Annotated in this window: 24 protein-coding genes; 21 read left to right on the plus strand and 3 right to left on the minus strand. The window is 42.2% G+C overall.

The window, feature by feature from the left end; genetic code table 11:
- Window positions 1–176 precede the first annotated feature (176 nt).
- The 5 genes from BJR36_RS11035 (at window position 177) to BJR36_RS11055 (ending at window position 3,754) form a co-directional block, all read left to right on the plus strand.
- Complete coding sequence (locus BJR36_RS11035) at window positions 177–443, plus strand: hypothetical protein (protein ID WP_091234092.1); 267 nt, start codon at window positions 177–179, stop codon at window positions 441–443.
- Between the two features lie 190 nt (window positions 444–633).
- Window positions 634–1,803, plus strand: coding sequence for an MFS transporter (locus tag BJR36_RS11040; protein WP_091234094.1), 1,170 nt, complete (start codon window positions 634–636; stop codon window positions 1,801–1,803).
- A gap of 36 nt (window positions 1,804–1,839) precedes the next feature.
- Complete coding sequence (locus BJR36_RS11045; RefSeq protein ID WP_091234097.1) at window positions 1,840–2,460, plus strand: DUF3267 domain-containing protein; 621 nt, start codon at window positions 1,840–1,842, stop codon at window positions 2,458–2,460.
- Between the two features lie 32 nt (window positions 2,461–2,492).
- The gene (locus BJR36_RS11050; RefSeq protein ID WP_091234099.1) at window positions 2,493–3,404 is read left to right on the plus strand and encodes an AraC family transcriptional regulator; all 912 of its coding nucleotides are present in this window, start codon (window positions 2,493–2,495) and stop codon (window positions 3,402–3,404) included.
- Between the two features lie 110 nt (window positions 3,405–3,514).
- On the plus strand, window positions 3,515–3,754 hold the full coding sequence (locus BJR36_RS11055) for a ribonuclease HII (protein ID WP_091234102.1): 240 nt from the start codon (window positions 3,515–3,517) through the stop codon (window positions 3,752–3,754).
- 179 nt (window positions 3,755–3,933) lie between these two features.
- Here the strand turns inward: BJR36_RS11055 and BJR36_RS11060 are convergent, their stop codons facing one another.
- Window positions 3,934–5,424: a glycoside hydrolase family 30 protein gene (locus tag BJR36_RS11060; protein ID WP_091234105.1), complete on the minus strand. Its 1,491-nt coding sequence runs from the start codon at window positions 5,422–5,424 to the stop codon at window positions 3,934–3,936.
- A 356-nt stretch (window positions 5,425–5,780) separates the two neighbouring features.
- On the opposite strand from BJR36_RS11060, the gene BJR36_RS11065 reads away from it, so the two are divergent.
- Entirely contained in the window at window positions 5,781–6,794 is a 1,014-nt protein-coding gene (locus BJR36_RS11065; protein WP_091234108.1) for an AraC family transcriptional regulator, read from the plus strand.
- Between the two features lie 54 nt (window positions 6,795–6,848).
- Entirely contained in the window at window positions 6,849–8,363 is a 1,515-nt protein-coding gene (locus BJR36_RS11070) for an NAD-dependent epimerase/dehydratase family protein (protein WP_091234111.1), read from the plus strand.
- A gap of 64 nt (window positions 8,364–8,427) precedes the next feature.
- On the opposite strand, the gene BJR36_RS11075 is transcribed toward BJR36_RS11070, so the two are convergent.
- Window positions 8,428–8,865, minus strand: a complete 438-nt coding sequence (locus BJR36_RS11075; protein WP_091234113.1) for a MerR family transcriptional regulator — start codon at window positions 8,863–8,865, stop codon at window positions 8,428–8,430.
- 159 nt (window positions 8,866–9,024) lie between these two features.
- On the opposite strand from BJR36_RS11075, the gene BJR36_RS11080 reads away from it, so the two are divergent.
- Window positions 9,025–10,011 (plus strand): alpha/beta hydrolase, encoded by a 987-nt coding sequence (locus tag BJR36_RS11080; protein WP_091234116.1) that lies wholly within the window; start codon window positions 9,025–9,027, stop codon window positions 10,009–10,011.
- Window positions 10,012–10,129: 118 nt separating this feature from the next.
- Here BJR36_RS11080 and BJR36_RS11085 read toward each other — a convergent pair whose 3' ends face one another.
- Window positions 10,130–11,305, minus strand: coding sequence for an iron-containing alcohol dehydrogenase (locus BJR36_RS11085; RefSeq protein WP_091234119.1), 1,176 nt, complete (start codon window positions 11,303–11,305; stop codon window positions 10,130–10,132).
- A gap of 242 nt (window positions 11,306–11,547) precedes the next feature.
- Between BJR36_RS11085 and BJR36_RS11090 the strand changes: the two genes are divergently transcribed.
- The 13 genes from BJR36_RS11090 (at window position 11,548) to BJR36_RS11140 (ending at window position 21,980) form a co-directional block, all read left to right on the plus strand.
- On the plus strand, window positions 11,548–11,778 hold the full coding sequence (locus BJR36_RS11090; RefSeq protein WP_091234122.1) for a hypothetical protein: 231 nt from the start codon (window positions 11,548–11,550) through the stop codon (window positions 11,776–11,778).
- A 549-nt stretch (window positions 11,779–12,327) separates the two neighbouring features.
- Window positions 12,328–13,047, plus strand: coding sequence for a helix-turn-helix domain-containing protein (locus tag BJR36_RS11095; RefSeq protein ID WP_091234123.1), 720 nt, complete (start codon window positions 12,328–12,330; stop codon window positions 13,045–13,047).
- Between the two features lie 200 nt (window positions 13,048–13,247).
- Window positions 13,248–14,039, plus strand: coding sequence for a Cof-type HAD-IIB family hydrolase (locus BJR36_RS11100; protein WP_091234126.1), 792 nt, complete (start codon window positions 13,248–13,250; stop codon window positions 14,037–14,039).
- Between the two features lie 205 nt (window positions 14,040–14,244).
- On the plus strand, window positions 14,245–14,511 hold the full coding sequence (locus tag BJR36_RS11105) for a hypothetical protein (protein ID WP_091234129.1): 267 nt from the start codon (window positions 14,245–14,247) through the stop codon (window positions 14,509–14,511).
- Between the two features lie 725 nt (window positions 14,512–15,236).
- On the plus strand, window positions 15,237–16,160 hold the full coding sequence (locus BJR36_RS11110; protein WP_091234131.1) for a ParM/StbA family protein: 924 nt from the start codon (window positions 15,237–15,239) through the stop codon (window positions 16,158–16,160).
- A gap of 10 nt (window positions 16,161–16,170) precedes the next feature.
- Window positions 16,171–16,572, plus strand: a complete 402-nt coding sequence (locus BJR36_RS11115) for a hypothetical protein (RefSeq protein ID WP_091234134.1) — start codon at window positions 16,171–16,173, stop codon at window positions 16,570–16,572.
- A gap of 12 nt (window positions 16,573–16,584) precedes the next feature.
- Window positions 16,585–16,761 carry a hypothetical protein gene (locus BJR36_RS20315; RefSeq protein ID WP_169823667.1) on the plus strand — a complete coding sequence of 59 codons (177 nt, stop codon included), beginning with the start codon at window positions 16,585–16,587 and terminating at the stop codon, window positions 16,759–16,761.
- A gap of 403 nt (window positions 16,762–17,164) precedes the next feature.
- On the plus strand, window positions 17,165–18,460 hold the full coding sequence (locus BJR36_RS11120) for an AAA family ATPase (RefSeq protein ID WP_091234137.1): 1,296 nt from the start codon (window positions 17,165–17,167) through the stop codon (window positions 18,458–18,460).
- 10 nt (window positions 18,461–18,470) lie between these two features.
- The gene (locus BJR36_RS11125; RefSeq protein ID WP_091234140.1) at window positions 18,471–19,115 is read left to right on the plus strand and encodes an HNH endonuclease family protein; all 645 of its coding nucleotides are present in this window, start codon (window positions 18,471–18,473) and stop codon (window positions 19,113–19,115) included.
- Window positions 19,116–19,336: 221 nt separating this feature from the next.
- Entirely contained in the window at window positions 19,337–20,341 is a 1,005-nt protein-coding gene (locus BJR36_RS11130; RefSeq protein WP_091234143.1) for a DUF5688 family protein, read from the plus strand.
- Window positions 20,342–20,352: 11 nt separating this feature from the next.
- Entirely contained in the window at window positions 20,353–20,478 is a 126-nt protein-coding gene (locus tag BJR36_RS20895; RefSeq protein ID WP_278276586.1) for a hypothetical protein, read from the plus strand.
- The gene (locus BJR36_RS11135; protein ID WP_091234145.1) at window positions 20,459–21,007 is read left to right on the plus strand and encodes a JAB domain-containing protein; all 549 of its coding nucleotides are present in this window, start codon (window positions 20,459–20,461) and stop codon (window positions 21,005–21,007) included. The genes BJR36_RS20895 and BJR36_RS11135 overlap by 20 nt, the downstream gene beginning before the upstream one ends.
- A gap of 4 nt (window positions 21,008–21,011) precedes the next feature.
- Complete coding sequence (locus BJR36_RS11140; protein ID WP_091234147.1) at window positions 21,012–21,980, plus strand: DUF3991 and TOPRIM domain-containing protein; 969 nt, start codon at window positions 21,012–21,014, stop codon at window positions 21,978–21,980.
- The last annotated feature ends 91 nt before the right edge of the window (window positions 21,981–22,071 follow it).

Consider the following 22,071-nt stretch of genomic DNA (forward strand, 5'->3'; position numbering starts at 1 on the left):
GAACAGGCCGGTTTTTTACTTGTGGAATTTGATGGATTATATGGATTCATTTGGCTGAATATGCTATAATAAGAAAAAGTTAGTGACAGTTCAGTCATCCTGTGAAGGACGCAGGACTGCATAGTTACAAAAGTAGATAGAATGCAATATAACAAAAATCAGGAAAGAGGGATGTTATGAGAATTTTATTGAAAGACTATGAAACCGGAGATCTGTACATCAAAGAATCCTATGAAGCAAGCTATGGGGTTGTGGATTACGAGACGCAGCAGACTGCGGTCACGTTTTTTTTATCAGATGGATCCGGCGCATTCGGTGTACCGTGTCTTACCCCTGAAGAGGGAAATGAACTTGTGAAAAAGGTCGCAGTCCAGGGTTATATCGATCTGACCGATAACAGCAATGTTTATTTCGAACTTGCGGAAGAAGAAGCGGATGAATGAGAAGCGGGAAGATGCTTCAGGATATTTTGAAAATTGCAATTTGAATCATATAGAAGTTTAGTTGAGGCTGTAGCCCACCCAATATATTGGCTGGGCTACAGCTTATTGTTGATTTGCAGGGAATTCCTTGAAGCGAATGGCTTTATTTCTGCGTAGGACGTGTCGTCAATAACATAGGAGATTAAGAATCATGTGGAATATTATTTTTTTAGGAATGGTCAGTTTTTTCGCCGACATCAGCTCTGAAATGGTCTACCCGATCATTCCGCTGTATCTGACATCGGCATTCGGGGCAACGCCGGCCCTGGTCGGCATCATAGAAGGAATCGCGGAAAGCCTTGCAAGCCTGCTGAAAGTATTCAGCGGGTATATAACTGACAAATACAGGCATAAGAAAGCGGTGGCCTTCACAGGCTATGCAGCGGGACTTGTGTACAAAGCCGCTTTAATCATGGCTGGCTCATGGATGGGGATTCTAGGAGCCAGGATGATCGACAGGATTGGCAAGGGCATAAGGACGGCTCCGAGAGACGTCATGGTCTGCGAGAGTGCGGAAAAAGGCCGGACAGGCCAGGCATATGGCATTCATAAGGCACTGGATATGGCAGGCTCCGCCCTGGGAATCCTTTTTTCCTACCTTCTGCTCAGAAATGCCGGAGCGGCAGGAAACAGCAGTGACTACAAACGGATCTTTCTGCTTGCCTGTATTCCGGCGGTGCTCAGCCTCCTAATGTTCTTTCTGATCAGGGAGAAGAAGACGGAATGCGCTGTAAAGGAAAGAGAGCCATTCTGGAAAAATATGAGGAAGCTTGATGGACAGCTGAAGCTTTATCTGCTTGTGGCGTTTCTGTTCACCCTTGGAAACTCGTCGAACACATTTCTCCTGCTCCGCGCCAGAAGCGTAGGCTTCGATGATACTTCTGTTATTCTGCTCTACTTTGCATATAATATGACAGCTTCCCTTCTTGCGATTCCGGCCGGAAAAAGGTCTGACCAGGTCGGAAGAAAGCGGCTTCTGGTGGCTGGCTATGCTGTTTTTGCGGTTGTATACATGGGCTTCGCCTTCGCGTGGAGCAGGCCGCTTATGGCTGCGCTGTTCGTGCTTTACGGTCTGTATACCGCCATGATTGCCGGGGTTGAGAGGGCTTACATTTCGGAAATCGCGCCGGCAGAACTGAAGGGCACGATGCTGGGGCTTCATTCAACCGTTGTCGGCATCGCACTGCTGCCTGCAAGCATGATTGCGGGATTCCTTTGGGATCTGTTCGGCGCATGGGTGCCGTTTGTTTTCGGATCCTGCATGGCCCTGGCTGCGGCTTTGATTCTGTTTTTCTTCATGAAGAACGGAAAGACTGAATAGTGCAGCTTTTGGAGTAAAAATATATGGAGGAACAGAATGAAATACACAAAGAAGTTGCCCAAAACGGATGAGGAACTGAGTTCATATTTGATAGACGCTGGCTGGATCAAAATAAAGGAGCCGCAAAATCTACCTTTGGCTATATTATTTTCGCTTCCGTTTGCTTATCTGCTGTTAGGCATTATTTTATGGCTTGCTTATCTACTTAAACCCGGGCTTTTCAACTTTATGGCATCTAATTCGTTATCAATTGCCTTATCAATTGATTTACAACTTCTTCTGTTCGTTGGGGCAATCTTTGTATATATGTTTTTACACGAGATGATTCATGCGATTTTCATTCCCGGCGTCTTAAAATCAGAAAGAACATTTTGGGGTATGAATGGTGTGTTTGGTTTTGTTTTCACAACGGAACCCATCAAAAAAGGCAGGTTTCTGGTTATCTCATGCATGCCTTTCGTCCTATTATCTGTATTAGCCGTTCTGTTTTTGAATTATATTGGATATCTCAATTGGTACACACTGCTGCTGTGTCTTATAAACGCAGCAGGATCATGTGTTGATTTTTTGAATATGGTGCTCATTGGGTTTCAGGTTAAAGGAAAGCATACGATTATCTCCAATGGATTTGAAACATTTTACAAACTGACAAAATGATAAAAATGAGGGATAACGGGGAGGAAAACTCGATGAAAACTTTTCGTAGTATAGAATTTTATACAGGCACCAGAGAGGAGCAGTTACCTGATTTTTCCACTGATTTCCCCTATGTTGCTTCTTGTGTAGACTTAAATAAATATTCGGGACGTTTTGTGCCCTGGCATTGGCATAAAGCTGTAGAATTGTTCTATATAGAAACGGGTACTCTTGAATACCGTACTCCAAAAGGGAAGATTCTGTTTCCAGCGGGCTCTGGCGGTATGGTAAATTCCAATGTACTTCATATGACAAAGCCACAAGGGGAAAACATAAAAACTGTTCAGCTGATTCATATTTTCGATACATCATTTATTGCAGGGGAACATGGAAGCCGTATTGAGCAGAAATATATTTTGCCGATTACTACAGCACCGCAGCTTGAAATAATTGCGTTATATCCTGACAGTCAACCGCAAAAAAGAATATTGGACCTGATTCAGAATGCGATTCATCTCCCTGAGCAGGAGTTCGGATATGAAATCAGACTTCGTGAAATCCTATCAGAGATATGGCTTTCTCTTTTTGAAGTATCATCCTCCATATTAGAAGAAAAAAAGAAACATGATAAGACAAATGATAAAGTAAAAATGATGATGATATATATCCATGAACATTATGCGGGAAAAATTTCTATCCCTGATCTTGCGGCCGCTGCTTATTTGAGCGAGAGGGAGTGCTACCGGGTATTTCATGATTGTCTGCACATGACACCAACAGAGTATATAACAGGCTACCGTCTGCAAATGGCTTGCCAGATGTTAGCAAACAGCCAGGAACCTGTTACAGCAATCAGCCATGCGTGTGGTTTGGGAAGCAGCAGTTATTTTGGGAAAGTCTTTCGGGAATATATGGGGTATACGCCAGTGGATTATCGCCGAAAATGGCAGAATTTTGATAGATAAAGGCGGAAATAGAATATTTATTTTCATTCATACGCAATATAATGATATTGTAAAGTTGATAGAGATTGCAGCAGTCAAACTGCTGCATTTTTAAGAACGGAGGATTGGCAATGATGAAATTAAATATTCTGAACATCAAAAATTTTTTTGGAGCAGTTAATGAATGTACAGGTGAAGTAAATATGCTTCGTCCTGACGGGAAAAAAGTGAATATAAGCAGACAATATCTGATCCAGAATGACTTGCAGGAAGAATACAGAAAAAATAAGAATTATCTGCGGATTAATTTGGATATTCCAAATCCTAAAGATTATATGAGCATTGTTTCTTATTATGCCGGAGATTGTTAAATAGTAAAAGGGTCTAACATGAATATAGATTAGAAGACTGCAGAACTGGAATTAGTTAAAGCAGAAAAATCCAATCCTGGACCTTGGGAAGCACATTCTCGATAGGAACTGAAAGAACAGCCAGCCCGTCTACTTTGCGGGCTGGCTGTTCCAGTATTCACAGTTGAGTACAAATAGCGCTACGCCTGAAAATCAATACAGATCGTGCTGATTGTCTTAGCTGGCACAGATACACGGATCAACTGCCCATCCATACGAATTGCATAGGACGCATCTGCCTGACGATGGTTCTGCATCACGATCACAATAGATCCATCTTGATTCTTAGCTGCAGTCATGTCTACAGTATCGTTGCAGCGGGAGAATGCAATGCGCCTGGCGCCTGGCAGAATATAGCGGGAGAAGTGTCCGATGTAATCAAAGGTCAGCAGCTTGCGGTAGGAACCGTCTTCATTTGCGCAGACTGGAGCACCAAAACCTAATGAAACATGGCGTGGCCCCCCGTCTTTATCAACACAAAGGTTCCAGTCGATCCAGCGGTTCATGCCGTTATTCAGGCCTCCGATGATATCATGTCCATATGCGGCGGCGTCCTCATATTCTACTTCAGCTGCACTTGCCGTGCTTTCTCCAAAAAGAGATGCCAGCATATTTGTTTTTCCAGGTGGATGAAGTGCACAGCACTCGCTTGACATAAGTTTCATGTTTGGAAACATATCATGCGCAATGCCAAGAGATTCGAAATGATCTCCGGAATACCAGTGGAAAGCGATTCCTTCAAGCATCTTAGCGGTTTCGTCATCGATGATTTCACGGGCGAATTCGACAACGCGCTCCTTATTATGATCCCAGATGTAGAGTCCGATTTTATCTGTCAGACCAGCCTCCTTGAAAACAGGATATAAATAATCTCTCAGGAACGTTTTCTGTTCCTGTGCAGTCCATACGCAGCTGTCCCAGTTGGTTGCAGCGATGGTTTCGTTCTGAAGGCTCATCATTGTAACCGGTACGCCTTCATCAAGATAGGCCTGGACGTATTTTGCCAGATATCCAGCCCAGTCCTTATAGTATTCGGGCCTTAAGCTTCCGCCGTTACATCGGGATGGCGTCTCATAATCAATTGGCTCCATGAAGGCAGCCATCATGGCACCAGCACCATATATGGAAGCATCGTTTTTCGGTTTTGCAGGCGGCGTTTTCCATTGTTTTGGTGGAGACCATGGGCTAAGCAGCACGCTAAATGGTTCAACTGTCACAGCCATTGCATCTTTCAGCATCGGAAGCATATATTGACGGTCCCGATCAATGGAAAAAGTGGTGAAATCGGGATCCGAAACAGGATCTGCCACAGCCTGATATTCCTCCAGGGAATAATCGCAGCTATCCATATGCATGCGAATAAATCTGTAATGCTGTCCGTTTTTCCCGAAGTGATCCTGCAGAAACTGTTTCTGATCAGGCTCCGTCATTTTGGAGTAAAGATATCCGACGGTATCTGTCAAGGCTCCGCCAAATCCTTCAATTTCCTGATATGTGAGATCGGGGTAAAGGTTGATGACACCGGATTCCAGATGTTTTGGTTCATCAGCTTCTAATGTGACTGGTATCGTATTTTCTTCTACCATAGATTTGCCATTGACTGCAAATGTGGTAATCTGTTTTACTTTCATAAAACCCTCCTTGATTTTTACTGAATGTGTATCTGATACCCTTATCATAAAACTTTCGCAAGAGAAAAACTTGTCTTATTCCTTCAAATCAGTCCAATATTCTATCAAATTACTAGAAAATGAACGGATAAAGTTTCATTTTCATATTGTATCGTTTATAATAACAGGAGAGTGACTATGCAGGACTACGCCCTTCATAGTCACAGATGATGCACACAAATTGCAAAATCAGCAATTTGGCGCACGCAGAACTCGGGTTTTTATGCAAAATCAGCATAAAAACGCCTCGCGTAACGGGACTGCTGGATAGATACACGGAAGAGCTAACAAAAGAAACAACATGATCGGCGGTGCTTATGCAGGGAAAAAGAGGATACTTTGAAGCGAATAAAATAGCGGATTTTTTTGGATTACAGGCAACTGTGACTGCCGGAAATGTAATCTTTAATGGAGTGCACTGGCATGATCATGTTGAGATCCTTCTCTGTAAAAAAGGAGAAGTGCATCTCAGCGTTGACGGGAAATCATATTCGCTATTTCCAGGGGATTTTATCACCATCAATAGCGGCGAAAGCCATGAAATAACGGATGGGAAAGAGGGGAATCTTCAAATCATCTGTTCCATTGAATGCAAGGCATTAGGGAACATGGAAGATAAACAGATTTCCTGTGCCACAGCGGGAGATTGCGATGTTCAGGAAGAAGAGAGAAACCTGATTCGTGAAGCGCTGGAACAGATGGCAGCTTTGAGCATGCTGGATCTGAAGAACATCTATGTGAAAGGGGCTGCATTGCCAAAATACTCGGAACAGGAATACCGAAAAGCTCTGACTCAGGATCATCCATTAAACCAGGAAGAAAACTGGTACCGTTATCATATGTACATGTATCAGCTCTTAATGGTTTTGGTGAAATACAAAAAAGATGCAGTTCTGCAGAATAAGAAGAAGTGGGATGCAATCAATGTATGTGTCTTGTATATACATGAGCATTTGGGAGAAAGCTTAAATGCAGAAATACTGGCAGAGAAACTTCATGTGAGTGAGCCAACGATTTACCGTCTGTTTTCGGAACAGATGGGGATGCATCTAGGACAATACATAACAGCGGTCCGGCTGAATGCCGCCTGCAGATATCTGGTTGAAACATCGGAAAAAGTAATCGATATCGCATATGCCTGCGGATTTACAGGGTTGAGTAATTTTTACCGTGCATTTCAACTTCATGTGGGAATGTCGCCAAAAGCTTATCGTGATTCACATCGGACAATGGGGAACCTGCTCATGCTGAACGAGCCGGATATTATGAAATTGAATCGGTTTCAGAGTTTTCATGAACTGAAGTACGAAATTGATGATTTGATTTCCTGAAACCCAGAACATTCCCGGAGCCTGCCTGGCAGGAAGAATTATTGGAGGCAATAGATGAAGACGAAAAAAGTATTTTTAACCGGCGCGACAGGTTCCATGGGACAGGCCACATTAAAAGAGCTGTTGAAAACGGATCTTGAGATCGTTGCACTGATCCGGGATACCAGGCTGGATAAAAAGCTGATCAGGCCATATTTGAGGAATAAGAACCTGAAGGTCCACTACGGAGATCTTACAGTATACGGGGATGTTCTGCGCTGCATGAAAAGTGTCGATATCGTGCTGCACTGCGCAGCCTTTGTATCCCCGGCCGCCGACTATGATCCGAAGCTTGCCATGGAGATCAATTATGGTTCCATTGTAAACATCATAAATGCCATCAAGGCACAGCCGAACTGGCAAGAAATCAGACTTGTCAGTGTAGGCACTGTCGCTGAGACGGGGGACCGGATGCCGCCGATACACTGGGGGAGGGTGGGGGATCCGATCAAACCAAGCGTGCATGACTATTATGCGGTATCCAAAATCGCAGCAGAAAGGGCCGTCATTGAGTCCGGACTGAAATACTGGGTTTCCTTAAGGCAGACTGGCATACTCTGTGAAAAGATGTCCAAAATCAGCGATGCCATCATATTCCACAACGGCCTGGACAACGTGCTGGAGTATGTAACCGATAAGGATTCCGGCGTCCTTATGAGAAACTGCTGCAACGACCTTCCGGGCGACTTCTGGGGTCATGTCTACAACATAGGCGGAGGACCAGGATGCCGTATGAGCTGCTACGAAATGTTCAAAAACATGTTCGAGCCTCTTGGCATCAGGAATCTGGAGAACGTGATCGACTCCAGATGGTTCGCAACCAGAAACTTCCACGGCCAGTATTATCTGGATAGCGATAAGCTGGAGGAGTATCTGCATTTCCGAAGCCAGGATAAGCAGTATTTCTTTGATATCTATCGGAAGAATATGGGAAGCCTCGTGCCCATTGCGAAGCTGGTCACGAGGCTTCCTGGTGGAGAAAAGCTTATGGGGGCAGTCATCAGGAAAAGAGTTACAAAACATCTAATGGACGAGAGAGGAACCCTGAACTGGATTAAGAACAACAATGAGGAGTTCATAGCTCCGTTCTTCATTTCAAAGAAAGAATGGCGGAAGATACCAAAATTGAGCCAGATGAAGCACTTCACAGACTGGAACAAGGTAGTTGAGATCGATCATGGATATGACGAGACAAAACCGGAATCGGAATTATGCCTTGAGGATGTAAAAGCCGCAGCACGGTTTCGCGGCGGCGAATGTCTGTCAGACAGCATGCAGACAGGAGAATGGGGCAAAAAACTGAAATGGAAATGCGCATTCGGGCATGAGTTCGATGCGAGTCCCAGGCTTGTCCTGGAAGGCGGGCACTGGTGCCCGGAGTGTGAACGTAAAAGCTGGAATTATCATGAAGTGGCGAAGCGGAATCCGTTTTTTGCCCAGGTCTGGTATCCGCTCCACGACAAGAAGGAGCCCTCAAGGGAATATAGCAAGGAAGTGAGCGAACTGGATGTCAGAATTGATGGTAAGTAATACTTCTTTTGAGATGATATGAATAACATAACAGCCGATGGCAGGAGAGCCATCGGCTGTTATGTTATTCATGTGCATGATTGTAGAGTGCCTGAATGTCCGCTGGCAACTGATCAGGGAGCATGGCATTTATATTTTCTTCGCTGCCATCCTTGATGGCCTTCTCATAATACCAGCATTTGAAGCGAAGCATATCGAGAGTCTTCTGCATCTGTTCGATTTCATTCTCAACAGATTTCCTGCGGTTTTCAAATAATTCTTTTCGCAGAGGATAGGTAGAACTGCCTTCCGTACACCATTGCATGAACTGTTTGATCTCTTTGATTTCCATGCCGGATTTCTTGAGACACTCAATAACATGGATCGCTTCGATTTCGGCATCACTGAAGCGGCGGATGCCAGATATTCGTTCAATATTAGGAAAAAGCCCTTCCTTGTCATAATAGCGTAAAGTAGATATAGGTAATCCAAACATTTCTGATACTTGTCCGATTGTGTACATAAAAATCTCCTTATCATAGACTTAAAATAACGAATTTACCTTTGCATTTTACAAGACTTAAAAATAAATTACTTGACCTAAAGTTAGGTTCAGGTATTACAGTTATTATGTTATCAAAAATAAATAAAAAAATCAATAAAAAAATACGGAGGTTTCAAGATGGAAGAATTAAAGTTAGTCGCTGAGTGGGATAAAACATTTGCTAAGAGTGGGAAGGTTGAGCACAAGAAGGTTACATTCCATAATCGCTATGGAATTACCCTGGCTGCAGATCTGTATATACCAAAGAATACAGAGGGAAAGCTCGCTGCAATCGCAGTAAGTGGACCATTTGGTGCTGTTAAGGAACAATGTTCCGGCCTTTATGCACAGACAATGGCAGAAAGAGGATTTCTTGCAATAGCCTTTGATCCTTCTTTTACAGGCGAGAGCAGCGGACAGCCAAGATATATGGCATCACCGGATATGAATACAGAGGATTTCCAGGCTGCAGTTGATTTCCTTTCCGTTCAGGACAATGTGGATCCTGAGAAGATTGGTATCATCGGTGTCTGCGGCTGGGGAGGAATGGCTCTCAATACAGCTGCGATTGATACGAGAATCAAGGCAACTGTGACTTCTACTATGTACGATATGTCCCGTGTGAGTGCGAATGGATATTTTGACTCTGAGGACAGTGAGGATGCACGGTATGAAAAGAAAAAGGCTCTAAATGCAGTCAGAACTGAAAACTATAAGAATGGCGAATATACAAGAGGGGGTGGATGCCTTCCACTGCCGGTTTCCGAGGATCTTCCCTTCTTTGTTAAGGACTACAGCGAGTATTATAAAGGCCGCGCATACCATGGCAGATCCCTTAATTCCAATGAAGGCTGGAATACCATTGGATGCATGTCTTTTATTAACCAGCCCATCCTCATTTACAGCGGTGAAATCAGAAGTGCATGTCTCGTGATCCATGGTGAGAAGGCTCATTCATGCTACTTCAGTAAAGATGCATTTGCGGCTATGACAAATGACAGTGCTTATGCAGAAAATAAGGAACTCATGGTCATTCCGGATGCTGTTCATACAGATCTTTATGATAACATGGATGTGATTCCGTTTGATAAGATTCAGAGCTTCTTTGAGCAGTATTTAAAATAAAGGAATTATTACAAACAGAGGAAAATTAAATCCTGGCAGGTGTTATGTGACACCGCCAGGATATTTTTTTGAGAAATTTCATGAAGTTCCAATAATTAAAACTCTGTTTCTTATGAACCTACAGCATAAGTCTGTAAATGGCATTTATATCCTCTTCTCCAAGAGATACAAATCCACCGATATGTCCCGTCCGGCCATCTCCATAACAGCAAGTATGGGCCATCTGTGGAATAGCATCTTCAGTTGCATCAAGTTCCGCTAAAGTAGCAGGCATTCCAATTGATTTCAGGAAGTTTTTGAAGCGTTCAATACCCTCTAAAGCGGTCCGTTCCGGATTGGAGAAATCCATATTGCAACCCCATACACGGGAAGCAGCCTGTGCAAAACGCATGACATCATGTTTGTATGTGTAAGTCATCCATGCCGGGAAGACTACTGCAAGGCCAGCACCATGTGCACAGTCAGAAAGAGCAGAAATTTCATGCTCGATATCGTGGCTCGCCCAATCCTGGGAACGTCCGACACCGCAGGAATTATTGTGCGCCATCATTCCGGCCCACATAATGTTTGCTCTTGCTTCATAGTGATCAGGATCAGTAATTACCCGCGGACCCTCGTGAATCATAGTGAGCAGCAAGCCCTCGATCAGACGGTCTGTGACTTCCACTTCCTTGGTATTTGTAAAATAACGCTCAAAAAGGTGCGCCATAATATCTGTGATACCGCATGCCGTCTGGAAAGCCGACAGGGTCTGTGTGAGCGCTGGATTTAAAATGGAGAATGCAGGACGGAAGCCTTCTCCGGAGGCACCGCGTTTATACATTCCATTTTCATTGGTGATTACAGAATCTGGAGAGCCTTCAGAACCGGCAGCTGCGATGGTCAGTACTGTACCGAGCGGCAACGCCTTTTCTACAGGTTTGCCCTGATAGAATTCCCAGAAATCACCGTCATAAACAGCGCCTGCAGCGATAGCCTTGGCGGAGTCAATTGTGCTTCCACCGCCGACGGCTAAAACAAAATCGATGCCCTCTTTGCGGCATAAATCGATTCCTTCGTACACCAGACCACTGCGAGGATTCGGTTTTACACCGCCAAGCTCAACATAAGAGATGCCTTCCATTTCCAAAGAATTTGTAATACGGTCTAAAAGACCAGAGCGGACAACACTGCCACCGCCATAATGAATCAATACTTTAGTACCTCCGAAACATGCTACATATTTTCCGGCATTATGTTCCTCATCTTTACCGAAAACAAAATAAGTAGGACTATAAAACGTGAAATTATCCATAGGTCTTCCTCCAAATCAATTTGTGTTTTTAAGAGGAGTATATCATATATTAGTAAAAGGTGACAGTTACAAGATCAAGTATTGAAAGGTGAAATTGATTTCTTAAATTGATTTCATTGCCATCAAGAATGGCAGCATGGGATACAGACCAATTTCGGAACAAGAAAATTTGAGTAAATTTATAAAACGATGTGGTATAATAATGTTAGTGTTAAAAAGTTTGAATTTATGGGGTACAGTGCATGAAAAAAATGGGAATCGGAGCTGCAATTGCTAGTGTTATGATTGCAATAATTGGCATCATTTTAAAAGCTAAAGAAAACACATCAGTATCAATAATTGGTGGTGCTGAGGGTCCTGCATCTATTATTATTTCTAGTAAAGTTAATGAAGGGTTGGGGAGTGTTGGAATTGCCATTGGCATAATTGTATGTATCATTGGGATGGTAGTATGGAAAACGGAGACTTTTTAAGTGCAGATATGAATTCAGATTATGGATAAGTCAATGGGCCGCCGAAAAGCGGCCCTGTTTGTTTTTATATCCAGACATAGCATGCTTGAAAATACGGCAAAAAGAATTTACAATAGGTTCCATATAATTGACATTTCAAGAAATAGCTTTCATTATAGTACCCGGTGAATACATGAGAATGGCGTGAACTAGCTTTTTTGTTTTGGAATCATTCGTATAATGAAAGGATTTTAAAAGGTGTAGTAGTGATTTGAAAATAAGAACAATAGATAAACGATATATAAAAAACAAATCAAATCGAAATGAAAATTATAAAAGCGATAAAATTTCGATGAATCGAAAATAATTCGCATTATCTTTACTCAATGGTATAATTACATAATAAAAAGCTGTATGTCATTTATTTTCGAAAAAATGGGAGCCATTATTGTTTTGTATAAAAGAACCAATAATAATTTGCTTGAAAAATACAGATGTTAACTTGCGTTGCTTACGGCAACTGGCATTAAGGGCATATGATAATGCCATAAAAACAAGGAGGTACGGCATATGCTTGGCGACAATATCAAAACGTTACGAAAACAGAAAGGAATATCACAGGAAGAACTTGCAACCCGCATTCATGTTGTAAGACAGACAGTATCCAAGTGGGAAAAGAATCTTTCTGTCCCTGATGCAGCAATGCTTCAGAAAATCGCAGAAGAGTTGGATGCATCAGTAAATGAACTGCTTGGTGCAGAAATCAGGCTGGAAGAGGACCGCAATGAAATAGCGGAGCAGCTGGTTAGAATTAATGAACAATTAGCTGTAAAAAACAGAAGAACATACACAGCGATTAAAACGATTGCAATCGTAGTTGCAGTTCTTGTTCTGTTTAGAATTGGACTGCTGATTGCCGGAATTTCTTTATACTCTTCTTCGAACAAGAAAGAGTATGCCGTGACTATCAGTATGGATGTGGAAAATCCGGTCTATACAGAGGATGACGTAAATGATGCTGTCGATGTTGTAGTCAGGCACTTCAATAAGAATTTTAAGGGCTGTGATTTAAAGGAAATTAACTATGATGAAGCATATTCGTCGGAATGTTCAGAGGACTGGGTGAAACAGTATGATGCAGAAGAAGCTGTTGTTCTGACTTCATCATTTACAACTGACAGCAAAGGTGGAGACGGTAGTTTTAGTCCTAACGAAACATATGATAATTGGCAGTGGATATTGACAAGATCAGGATCCGGGAAATGGACTTTACATACTTGGGGATATTGAAATAATTTGTAAGAGATAGCCAGATGGAAAAGTAAAGGTGTTTTTGGATCAATACTTTTTAGAATCATCTGAATTAATTGGAATTCATCCGAATGACAATATAGCTACAGTATGGCTGAAGACAAAAGGCTTAGTGAATATTATTACAGAACATGGAAATGAAATCGAGATCGTTTCAATAAGGTAATTGGAGGGAAATGATGAATATTGCGAAAACCAAGATTGTTTTTTTTGATATAGATGGAACTCTGCTCAAATTGGGTAGTACGGAGCTGTCATCCAAAACGAAGGAAACATTACTGAAATTACAAAAAAACAACATTCGTATTTGTATTGCTACGGGCAGAGCGCCTTTGACAACGCCAAAGTTCGAAGGAATTGATTTTGATGCAATCATTAATTTTAATGGATCCTACTGTCTTGCAGGTGATGTGGAGATATACAAAAATCCTATTTCTACAGAAACTGTACATAAAATTATTAGCAATGCCACTGGCATTGGACGGCCTATTGCACTTGCATCTATTGATAAAATAGGAGCGAATGGTTGTGATCAGGATTTAGAAGACTATTTTAAAATTGCTCACGAACCTGTTCCTTTAGAATCAAGGTTCGAGGATTTGTCCAATAGTGAGATTTACCAGATTATGTCAGGTGGAAGGAAAGAAGAATATAGCAGTCTGTTGCAAGGAGTTACTGGTGCGGAAATAACGGCATGGTGGTCACGAGCAGTGGATATTATTCCGGTAAATGGCAGCAAAGCACGTGGAATTCAGAAAATACTGAAATATTTCAATCTGAAAAAAGAACAGGCACTTGCTTTTGGTGATGGAAATAATGATATCGCCATGCTACAGTCGGTTGGACTTGGTATTGCTATGGGCAATGCTACGGCAGAAGTGAAAAACATGGCCGATGTAGTATGTGATAGTGTGGAAAACGATGGAATCTATGGCTTTTGTATGAAGTATCATTTGATAAATAAGGAATAGAGGAGTCTGATATGATACCAGAGAGAAAAAGGCTATATAGGAATTGGAATTAGCAGGAAAAATTGATACAGGACCAAGATAGATCATTCCCAAAATATTGCACTTGCAGCACAGGTATAGCGATATTGGAGTTGCTTTAAAAACGATGTGGTATAATGATTTTAGTGTTAAGAGAATAACTATTAATTTGGGGGAGGAACATTATATGAAAAAAATGGGAATTGGAGCTGCAATTGTTGGTGTGATGATTGTAATAATTGGAATCATTTTAAAAACTAAAGAAAATGCATCGGTATCAATAATTGGTGGTGCTGATGGTCCCACATCTATTTTTATTTCCGATAAAGTTAATGTAGGACTAGGGATTGCTGGGATTGCCATTGGCATAATATTATGTATCATTGGCATAACATTATGTATCATTGGGATGGTAATTATTTTTAAGAAGAAAAATCCGGGCCAGGGAGAATAGACCTTGGCCTTTCGTTTATGATAATCAAATTGAGAAACCATCTTTTCTATGGTAAAATACCTCTATGCGTTCAGTAGTCTGCACCCCCTAAATTGACTACTAATTGACTACGTTTTACTGCTGTGATTTGATATGTTTTGCTGTGATCTGCAAATTATTAGATTTTTAACGAAGTTTATGATGGGTTGAAAGCCATTAAAATGGGAAAAACACGGTAATTCATAGCATTTCAGAAAGGAAAAAAGAGATGAAAAAAATAATGTTCGTCTGCCACGGCATAGTATTAACAAAGTTGCGGAACCCTTGTAAACACTGGGCTGGGAGGCCCCTCTAAAAAAGTTACGACACCATTACGACACTATCATTTTCCGCCGAAAAAAATATTTTAAAAGTAACATGTTTTTGAGATGCCAAACTATGATGATTTTGAAAATAAAAACTAGAAAAAGTATGCAGGTGCGTTCGGAATTGGTTCCAATAGTCGAAGAATTCTGGATGAATAAATATGCATATTTTTGTATTTTAATTAGAGCGGTACTGTCATGGAAATGATTCATATTGCTTTTTTTCCATTTATAAGAAATTGCTATAAATGGAAAACGCTCCGCGAGGAGGCACATGACGCGCAAGAAGAATATGTCGCAGAAGCGACTGCGCGTCAGCGCGAGAGTTTCGCAAGCGAAACTCTTTTTCTAATGGTTACGCAGTAGAATGGAGGGGTGTAAGTGGAAAATAATATAGTGATCATTGGTTTGGATCATGGCTGGAGTTCCTGCAAAAGCAGGAATACGATTATCGTGTCAGGAATCAAAGAGATGGCGACGGAGCCGGCGCTGATCGACAGCCTTCTGGAATTTGAAGGAAAATACTACAAGGCTGGGGGACAGAGGCTTGAGGTCAGGGATACGAAGGTAGAAGACGAGAACTATTATCTTCTGACGCTTGCCGCATTAGGCGCGGAGTTAAGATGCAGGGGTATAAGCAGCGCCAGGATAGTATTATCTGTAGGGCTCCCGCTGACAAGATTCGGCGCTGAAAAGAAAGACTTTATTTCGTATCTCTCTAAAAACAGGGAAGTCTGTTTCAAGTACGAAGGGATAGCTTATAATATCGTGATTGAAAAAGTCCTGGTATCGCCCCAGTGCTATGCAGCCGTGTCGGACAGGATCAGCACGTTTGAAGATAATCTGGTAGTTGTGGACATAGGCAGCTGGACGGTCGACATTATGCCAGTCATCAACCAGCTTCCGGATGAGGCAAAGTGCAGAACCCTGCAGGGTGGCCTTATCACATGTATGAGGGAGATTAACGAGGAGCTGATGCGGAAAATGAACAGAGAGGCGCCGGAAATATATATTCAGGAGGTCATGATAAATGGCACAAGCAATATCAATCGGGAGTACCTTGAAGTAATACAGTCCGGGCTCAGAACTTTTGCAGAGAAGATCTACAATACGCTGAAGGAGCTTGCGTATAATCTTGATCTGATGCCGGTCGTGTTTGTAGGCGGAGGAGCAATGGTCATGAAGAACTTCGGAAAGCTGCAAGATAGCAATATTCATTTTATCGAAGACGTGAGGGCGAATGCAATTGGATACGAGTACCTTGCGGAACTGAAGCTTTTCGGCAAAGGCAGGAGGTCGGTTTAGGAGGTTCAATATGGCACGTGGCAGAGTTACGGCGATATCAGTGAGGTTCAACCTCGACAATGAGCAGCACTGCAGAGTAAAGGAGGCTCTTTCAAATCTGGATCCCGATATCTTTAGGTCGAAAAACCAGTTCATAATAGATGCCATAGACGCCTATGTGAATGGGAAGACAGTAAAACCTGATGCCCGTAATGAAAAAGAATTTCTTGTTGAGATTCGTGAGACAACAGAAAATGCAGTGATGAGAGTTCTCGGCAATTTCTTTCGTGATGCACCTGTTATGGGATGGCAGGAGGCCATTGCTGGAACCGGAGAAGAAATGAAAGAGACGAAACAGGAAGAGGCAGAAAAGGAAAACGGCATAACGAATCCAGGAATTCTGGATATGATGAATAGCTGGTACAACGAATAGGAGGAGAGCATTATGAGAGAAATAATAAAAAAATTTCTATGGCTCATTGGGATGATTTGCAAAGGAACTGCATTTACTGTTCTATTTCTGCTTAAGCTGATTCTGGAAGTATTGAAGCTGGCGCTTCTCGTATTCAGCCTGGTTGCCAGAGTTTTTCTTATCTTTGTGAGAGCAGGAGTGCCTGAATAAAAGATGCATGTATAAGCAAGTGTAATGAATCAAAAGCTGCCGAAATGGCAGCTTTTGATTTAAAAGTATTACATTATTTAAAAGATAAACTCGAGAATTAAAATGCTAATTATATGGTTTGGATACTTCGCTCGTATTCACAATGATTTTACGACTAAAAAATGAAAAAGTATAAAAATGAGTTTGGTATTATAGAAATGAAGTGTTAGAATATAAGAACTAACATTTATGTAAATTAATGGTGATTATTCGGTCATTTAGTCTCTAGAGGTGTTTTTATGCTGGTTTTGAAATTTGTGTGCATCAATTGTCATTCTGAAGGACGTAGAAATGATTGGCTGAAATAGGAAGCTGTTCACATGATTTTAGCTGAATGGGATAATTATGAGAAAGAGGTAATAAAATGAAAATTAATAATTTGAAGATCAAAAATTTTCGGTGTTTTGAAAATTTGAATATTTCATTACAATCAGATTATACTGTATTGATTGGTATAAATGGTTCCGGAAAGTCTTCAATACTAGATTCGATTTCTATTGCATTGGGTAGTTATTTAACTGGATATGATAAAATCAAAGCAAATGGAATTCATGCAGATGATGCGCATTATAAAATGTATGAAATGGGAAGCAATATAGAGCGGCAGGGGCAGTATCCGGTAGAAGTGTACGTTGATGCGAATGTTGATAACCAGGAAATGTCATGGAAACGTACTCTTAATGGTGAGGGTAGAAGAACTACTTACGGGGATGCAAAAAATATAATAGCATATGCGCAACAGCTGCAGAGTAAGGTGAGAGCTGGGGATAAAAATTGTATACTTCCTATTATTGCATATTACGGAACCGGAATATTATGGATGCAGAAAAAGGAAAAAAGAATTATAATAGGGAAAAATAAGAAAACAGAAACAAGTAGAATATCTGGTTATATAGATTGTTTAGATGTTGCTTCAAATGAAAAGTTGATGATGAAATGGTTTGAAAAAATGACATATATTCAACTGCAAGATGGAGAAATGGTACCTGAATTAGAAGCTGTAAAGAAGGCCATGAAACAGTGCTTTATGAGTTCTGATGAAAATATTCTGGATGCTAAATTTTCGTTTGATGTAAAAAGTAATGAAATAGAAATATTGATATTCAAAAAGAATGGAATTAAGGAAAAATTACCAATGAAATCATTAAGTGATGGAATAAAAGGTGCTGTAAGTATGATTGCTGATATAGCTTACCGAATGGCAATGCTGAATCCACACTTGTTTGATAATGTACTACAGACGCCAGGGGTTGTTTTAATTGATGAAGTTGATATACATCTTCATCCAGCATGGCAGAAAAAGATAGTTTCTGATTTAGTAAGCACATTCCCGAATGTTCAGTTTGTAGTTACAACACATTCGCCATCTGTTATTGCAAATGTACCCAAAGAACATATTTTGATTTTGGATAATTATGAGGTTCATTTGCCTCAAAATACAACCTATGGAAGAGATGTTTCGGCAATATTGCGAGAAATTATGTATGCAGATGTCAGACCTAAAGAGGTCTCAGAAATGATTAAGAAATTTTATGATGCAATTGATGAGGATGATATAGAACAGGCAAAAAAACTGTTGGATAACATGAAAACTATTCTGGGAGATTTGGATTCGGAAGTAGTACAAGCGCAGGTTTACCTGGATGTGCAGGAGGTATAGTGAAAATATTATGATTCATATTAGTAAAAATAGCGAGCCTGATGCATTCCGCAGATACCATAATAGTAATTTCGCAAGATTTGACGATATGCCAGGAGATGTAAAAAGTGAATTGCGTAAGTCATTGTTGAATGAACAGGGTTATATTTGCGCATATTGCATGAGCAGAATAAAAGAAGATGATGCTGTTAAAATAGAACATTATGAAGCGAGAAATGCATCAAATGAACTGGTCTACAGAAATCTATTCGCAGTCTGCAATGGTAACGAGGGTCAGAAAAGAGAATATCAGATTTGTGATACAAGAAAAGGACAAGAGATTCTGAGGATTAATCCTTTGCATCAAAGTGATATTAGAACATTTTTTAACAAGACTGATGGAACGATATTGTCTTCAAATAATGATTTTAATAATGATTTGAACCATATTTTAAATTTGAATTGTGAAAATACATATCTGAAATCAAATAGAAAAGCCGCAATTGATGCAATCGTAAAGAGGTTAAGCCGCTTGAAACCGGGTGAGAGTGCAGAAAACTTACTACGTCGATTAAGAGTTATGTATGAAGCAAAGGATGCACAAGGGGAATATAAACCTTATGTTGGCGCCATCCTTTGGTGTATCAATAAAAGATTGAAAAAGTATCAAAACTGATCATTCGATGTTATGTGTAAGATAATTGAATAAAGAAAAACATGAAGCCGCAGATTTTTTTCTTGCGGCTTTTATATATCCTGAAGATGAAGAGACTTCATCACGACAGGTGGAAAGGAGCATTATGGTAAAGATACCATACCGACGAAAGATTCCGCCTTAGTGAGGAGTCTTTTTTTGTTTGCCGCTTATCAAAAAACATACCAAACGGAGGAAAAATTATGATGAACTATGAATTATTCAAAGAAGCAGTAACTGAGAGATTCAAGGGTTTCATGCCGGCAGAGTTTCAGGATTATACCCTGAACACACGCCCGGTTGTGAAGGTGAACCAGACGCTTGACAGTCTGAGTCTTGTCCCTGACGGTGATGAAGAATGGAGCATGGCACCTACTTTCTACATCAACAACATGTATGAGCGCTATCAGGAATGTGAAGATCTGCCGAAGGTGCTGCAGGAAGCCGCGGATGCCATGGTGGAGGCGTTCCATGAAGCGCCCGAGCTGAGGCCGAAGGTGGACTTTGATTCCGCAAGGGACAACATCATCATGGTGCTGATTAATACCGAGCAGAACAGGGAAATGCTTGAGCATCTGCCACACAGGGATTTTCAGGACCTTTCCATTATCTACCGCTGGGTGATGGACAGACAGGACGACGGCATTTCGAGCAGCGTCGTCAATAACGGCCTGGCAGAAAAGCTTAGCATGACGGAGGAGATGCTTTATCAGGTGGCGTTCGTCAATACGAAGGAGCTGTTCCCGCCAACCGTAAGATCCATGACGGATGTGCTGATGGATATGATGAAGTCCGAAGGCCAGCCGGAAGAATTGGTTGAGCTGATGTTCGGTGACATGCCGGAGGACGAGATGATGTATGTCATTTCGAATGACAGGGGAATCAACGGGGCGGCAAGCATACTTTATGAGGATGAACTCCATAAGCTTGCTAAGAAGCTGGATACTGACCTGTATATCCTGCCCTCCAGCCTCCACGAATGCATCGCGGTATCTGCAGGTACGGGCGACCCGAATGACCTTGCCAGGATGGTAAATGAAATCAATATGGACCAGGTATCGCTGGAGGAAAGGCTCTCGAATCAGGTCTATCATTACGACAAGGATCTGAGGAAGCTTACCATGGCCACCGACACGCCGAACAAGAGGCTGGACGGGATCTGTGCCGAAGCGAAACTGATTTATGATAACAGGGAGCAGTCGAGATAGGAGGCGTTTGGATGGAGAAGACGGTAATGACGGTAAAGGAGCTGATTGAGCTCCTTTCAAAGCAGGAGGACGACGAATACATTATTCATGTGGAATTTGCAGAGGAGGATGAGGAGGATGCCGAGGAAGCTCTTTAAACTGAACGTGGTATCGGTCAGGCTTGTGAAGGATGCCCCCGTATACTCGGATATTAAAATAATGGATCCCCAGTCAGCTGCCATAGTGATCGGGGATCTTCTCTGTGAAATGGACAGGGAGGTACTCGCCGTCGTCAATCTGAAATCGGACAATACGCCGATCAACTGCCACCTCGCCAGCATAGGGTCCCTCAACCAGGCGATGGCAGAACCCAGGGAATTATTCAAGGCCTCGATACTTTCGAATGCAGCTAGTATCATCCTGGTCCATAATCATCCGTCCGGAAATCTGGAGCCTTCAAAGGCGGATACCCGGCTGACGGACCGTATGATCAGGCTGACGTCAATGCTGGGGATTCCGCTTCTTGACCATATTATCGTCGGAGGCGATAACAGCAGATATTTCAGCTTCAAGGAAAAGCAGATGATGGCGAATCCGGGAATCCTTTATAGCAGCAACTACGAGGCACTGCAGTTTGAGTCAATGATGGCGGCGGAAGTCCGGGAAGTGAAAGGAAAGGCAAGGTGACTGGGTGGAGAGGTTTACGGAGGAAGAACTGGCAGCTGCAAAATCCGTGGACTTATGCGAGGTTGCAAGAAGCCTCGGCTACACGGTGAAGCGGATCGGAAGGTATCATACCCTGCAGGAAATGGATTCCATCAGGATCTATGACTGTACGAACTGGTTCCGCTGGAGCAGGCAGTATGCGAAAGGGGAGAACGGCGGATCACAGATTGATTTTCTGAGGGTGTTTGCCGGCATGGATGTAAAGGAGGCGGTATACTGGCTTCTGAATTTCTCGGGTTGTCTGAGGGCCGGCCGTGGCAATCTGGGGCAAAAGATGCTGAAAAATCAGGCATCAGAAAAGAAAAAGGAGGAGAGGAAACCGTTCGTCCTACCGGAACCAGCGGCTGACAATGCCTGTCTTTCCCGGTACCTGAATGAGAAACGCAGCATCGACCTAAGCGTAATCGAGTTCTTTTTGAAGGCGGACCTGATTTACGAATCAAGGGATTATCACAATGTTGTCTTCAAGGGAAAGGATAAGGAAGGCGTTACGAGGTTCGCAAGCATGCGCGGGGTATTTGACAGAGATGGGAAAGGCTTCAAGTGCGATGTGGCGGGCAATGACAAGCATTACGGATTCAACACGGCAAACGGGGAGAGTGATGAGCTGATTGTTTTTGAGGCAGCCATCGATCTGATGAGTTATGCAGATATGAACAGTGACATTGAAACGAACAAGGTTGCACTGGGAATGCTTGCCGATGCCCCGATGGAGACTTTTTTAAGGGAGCACGGGCAGATACGGAAAATCAGGCTCTGCCTTGATAATGACGAGCCCGGAAGAAAGGCCTCTGCTGAGATCATGAGAAAGTACCAGGATCGCGGATATGAGGTTCTGGACTGCCCGGCGCCGCCGGGGTACAAGGATTATAACGAATGGCTGGCGGCATTGAAGTCTGCTTCCAGAACAAAAGCCAGAGACAGTTCCAGATAAGCATTGCCAGGTATGAAAACCGTGTCCACATCTATGGGTACATTTTAATTGTCGGTTTAAGTCATGGTATCAGAATGTCATACCATGGGAT

The sequence above is a fragment of the Anaerobium acetethylicum genome (assembly GCF_900096945.1).
GTDB classification, from domain to species: Bacteria; Bacillota; Clostridia; order Lachnospirales; family Lachnospiraceae; genus Anaerobium; species Anaerobium acetethylicum.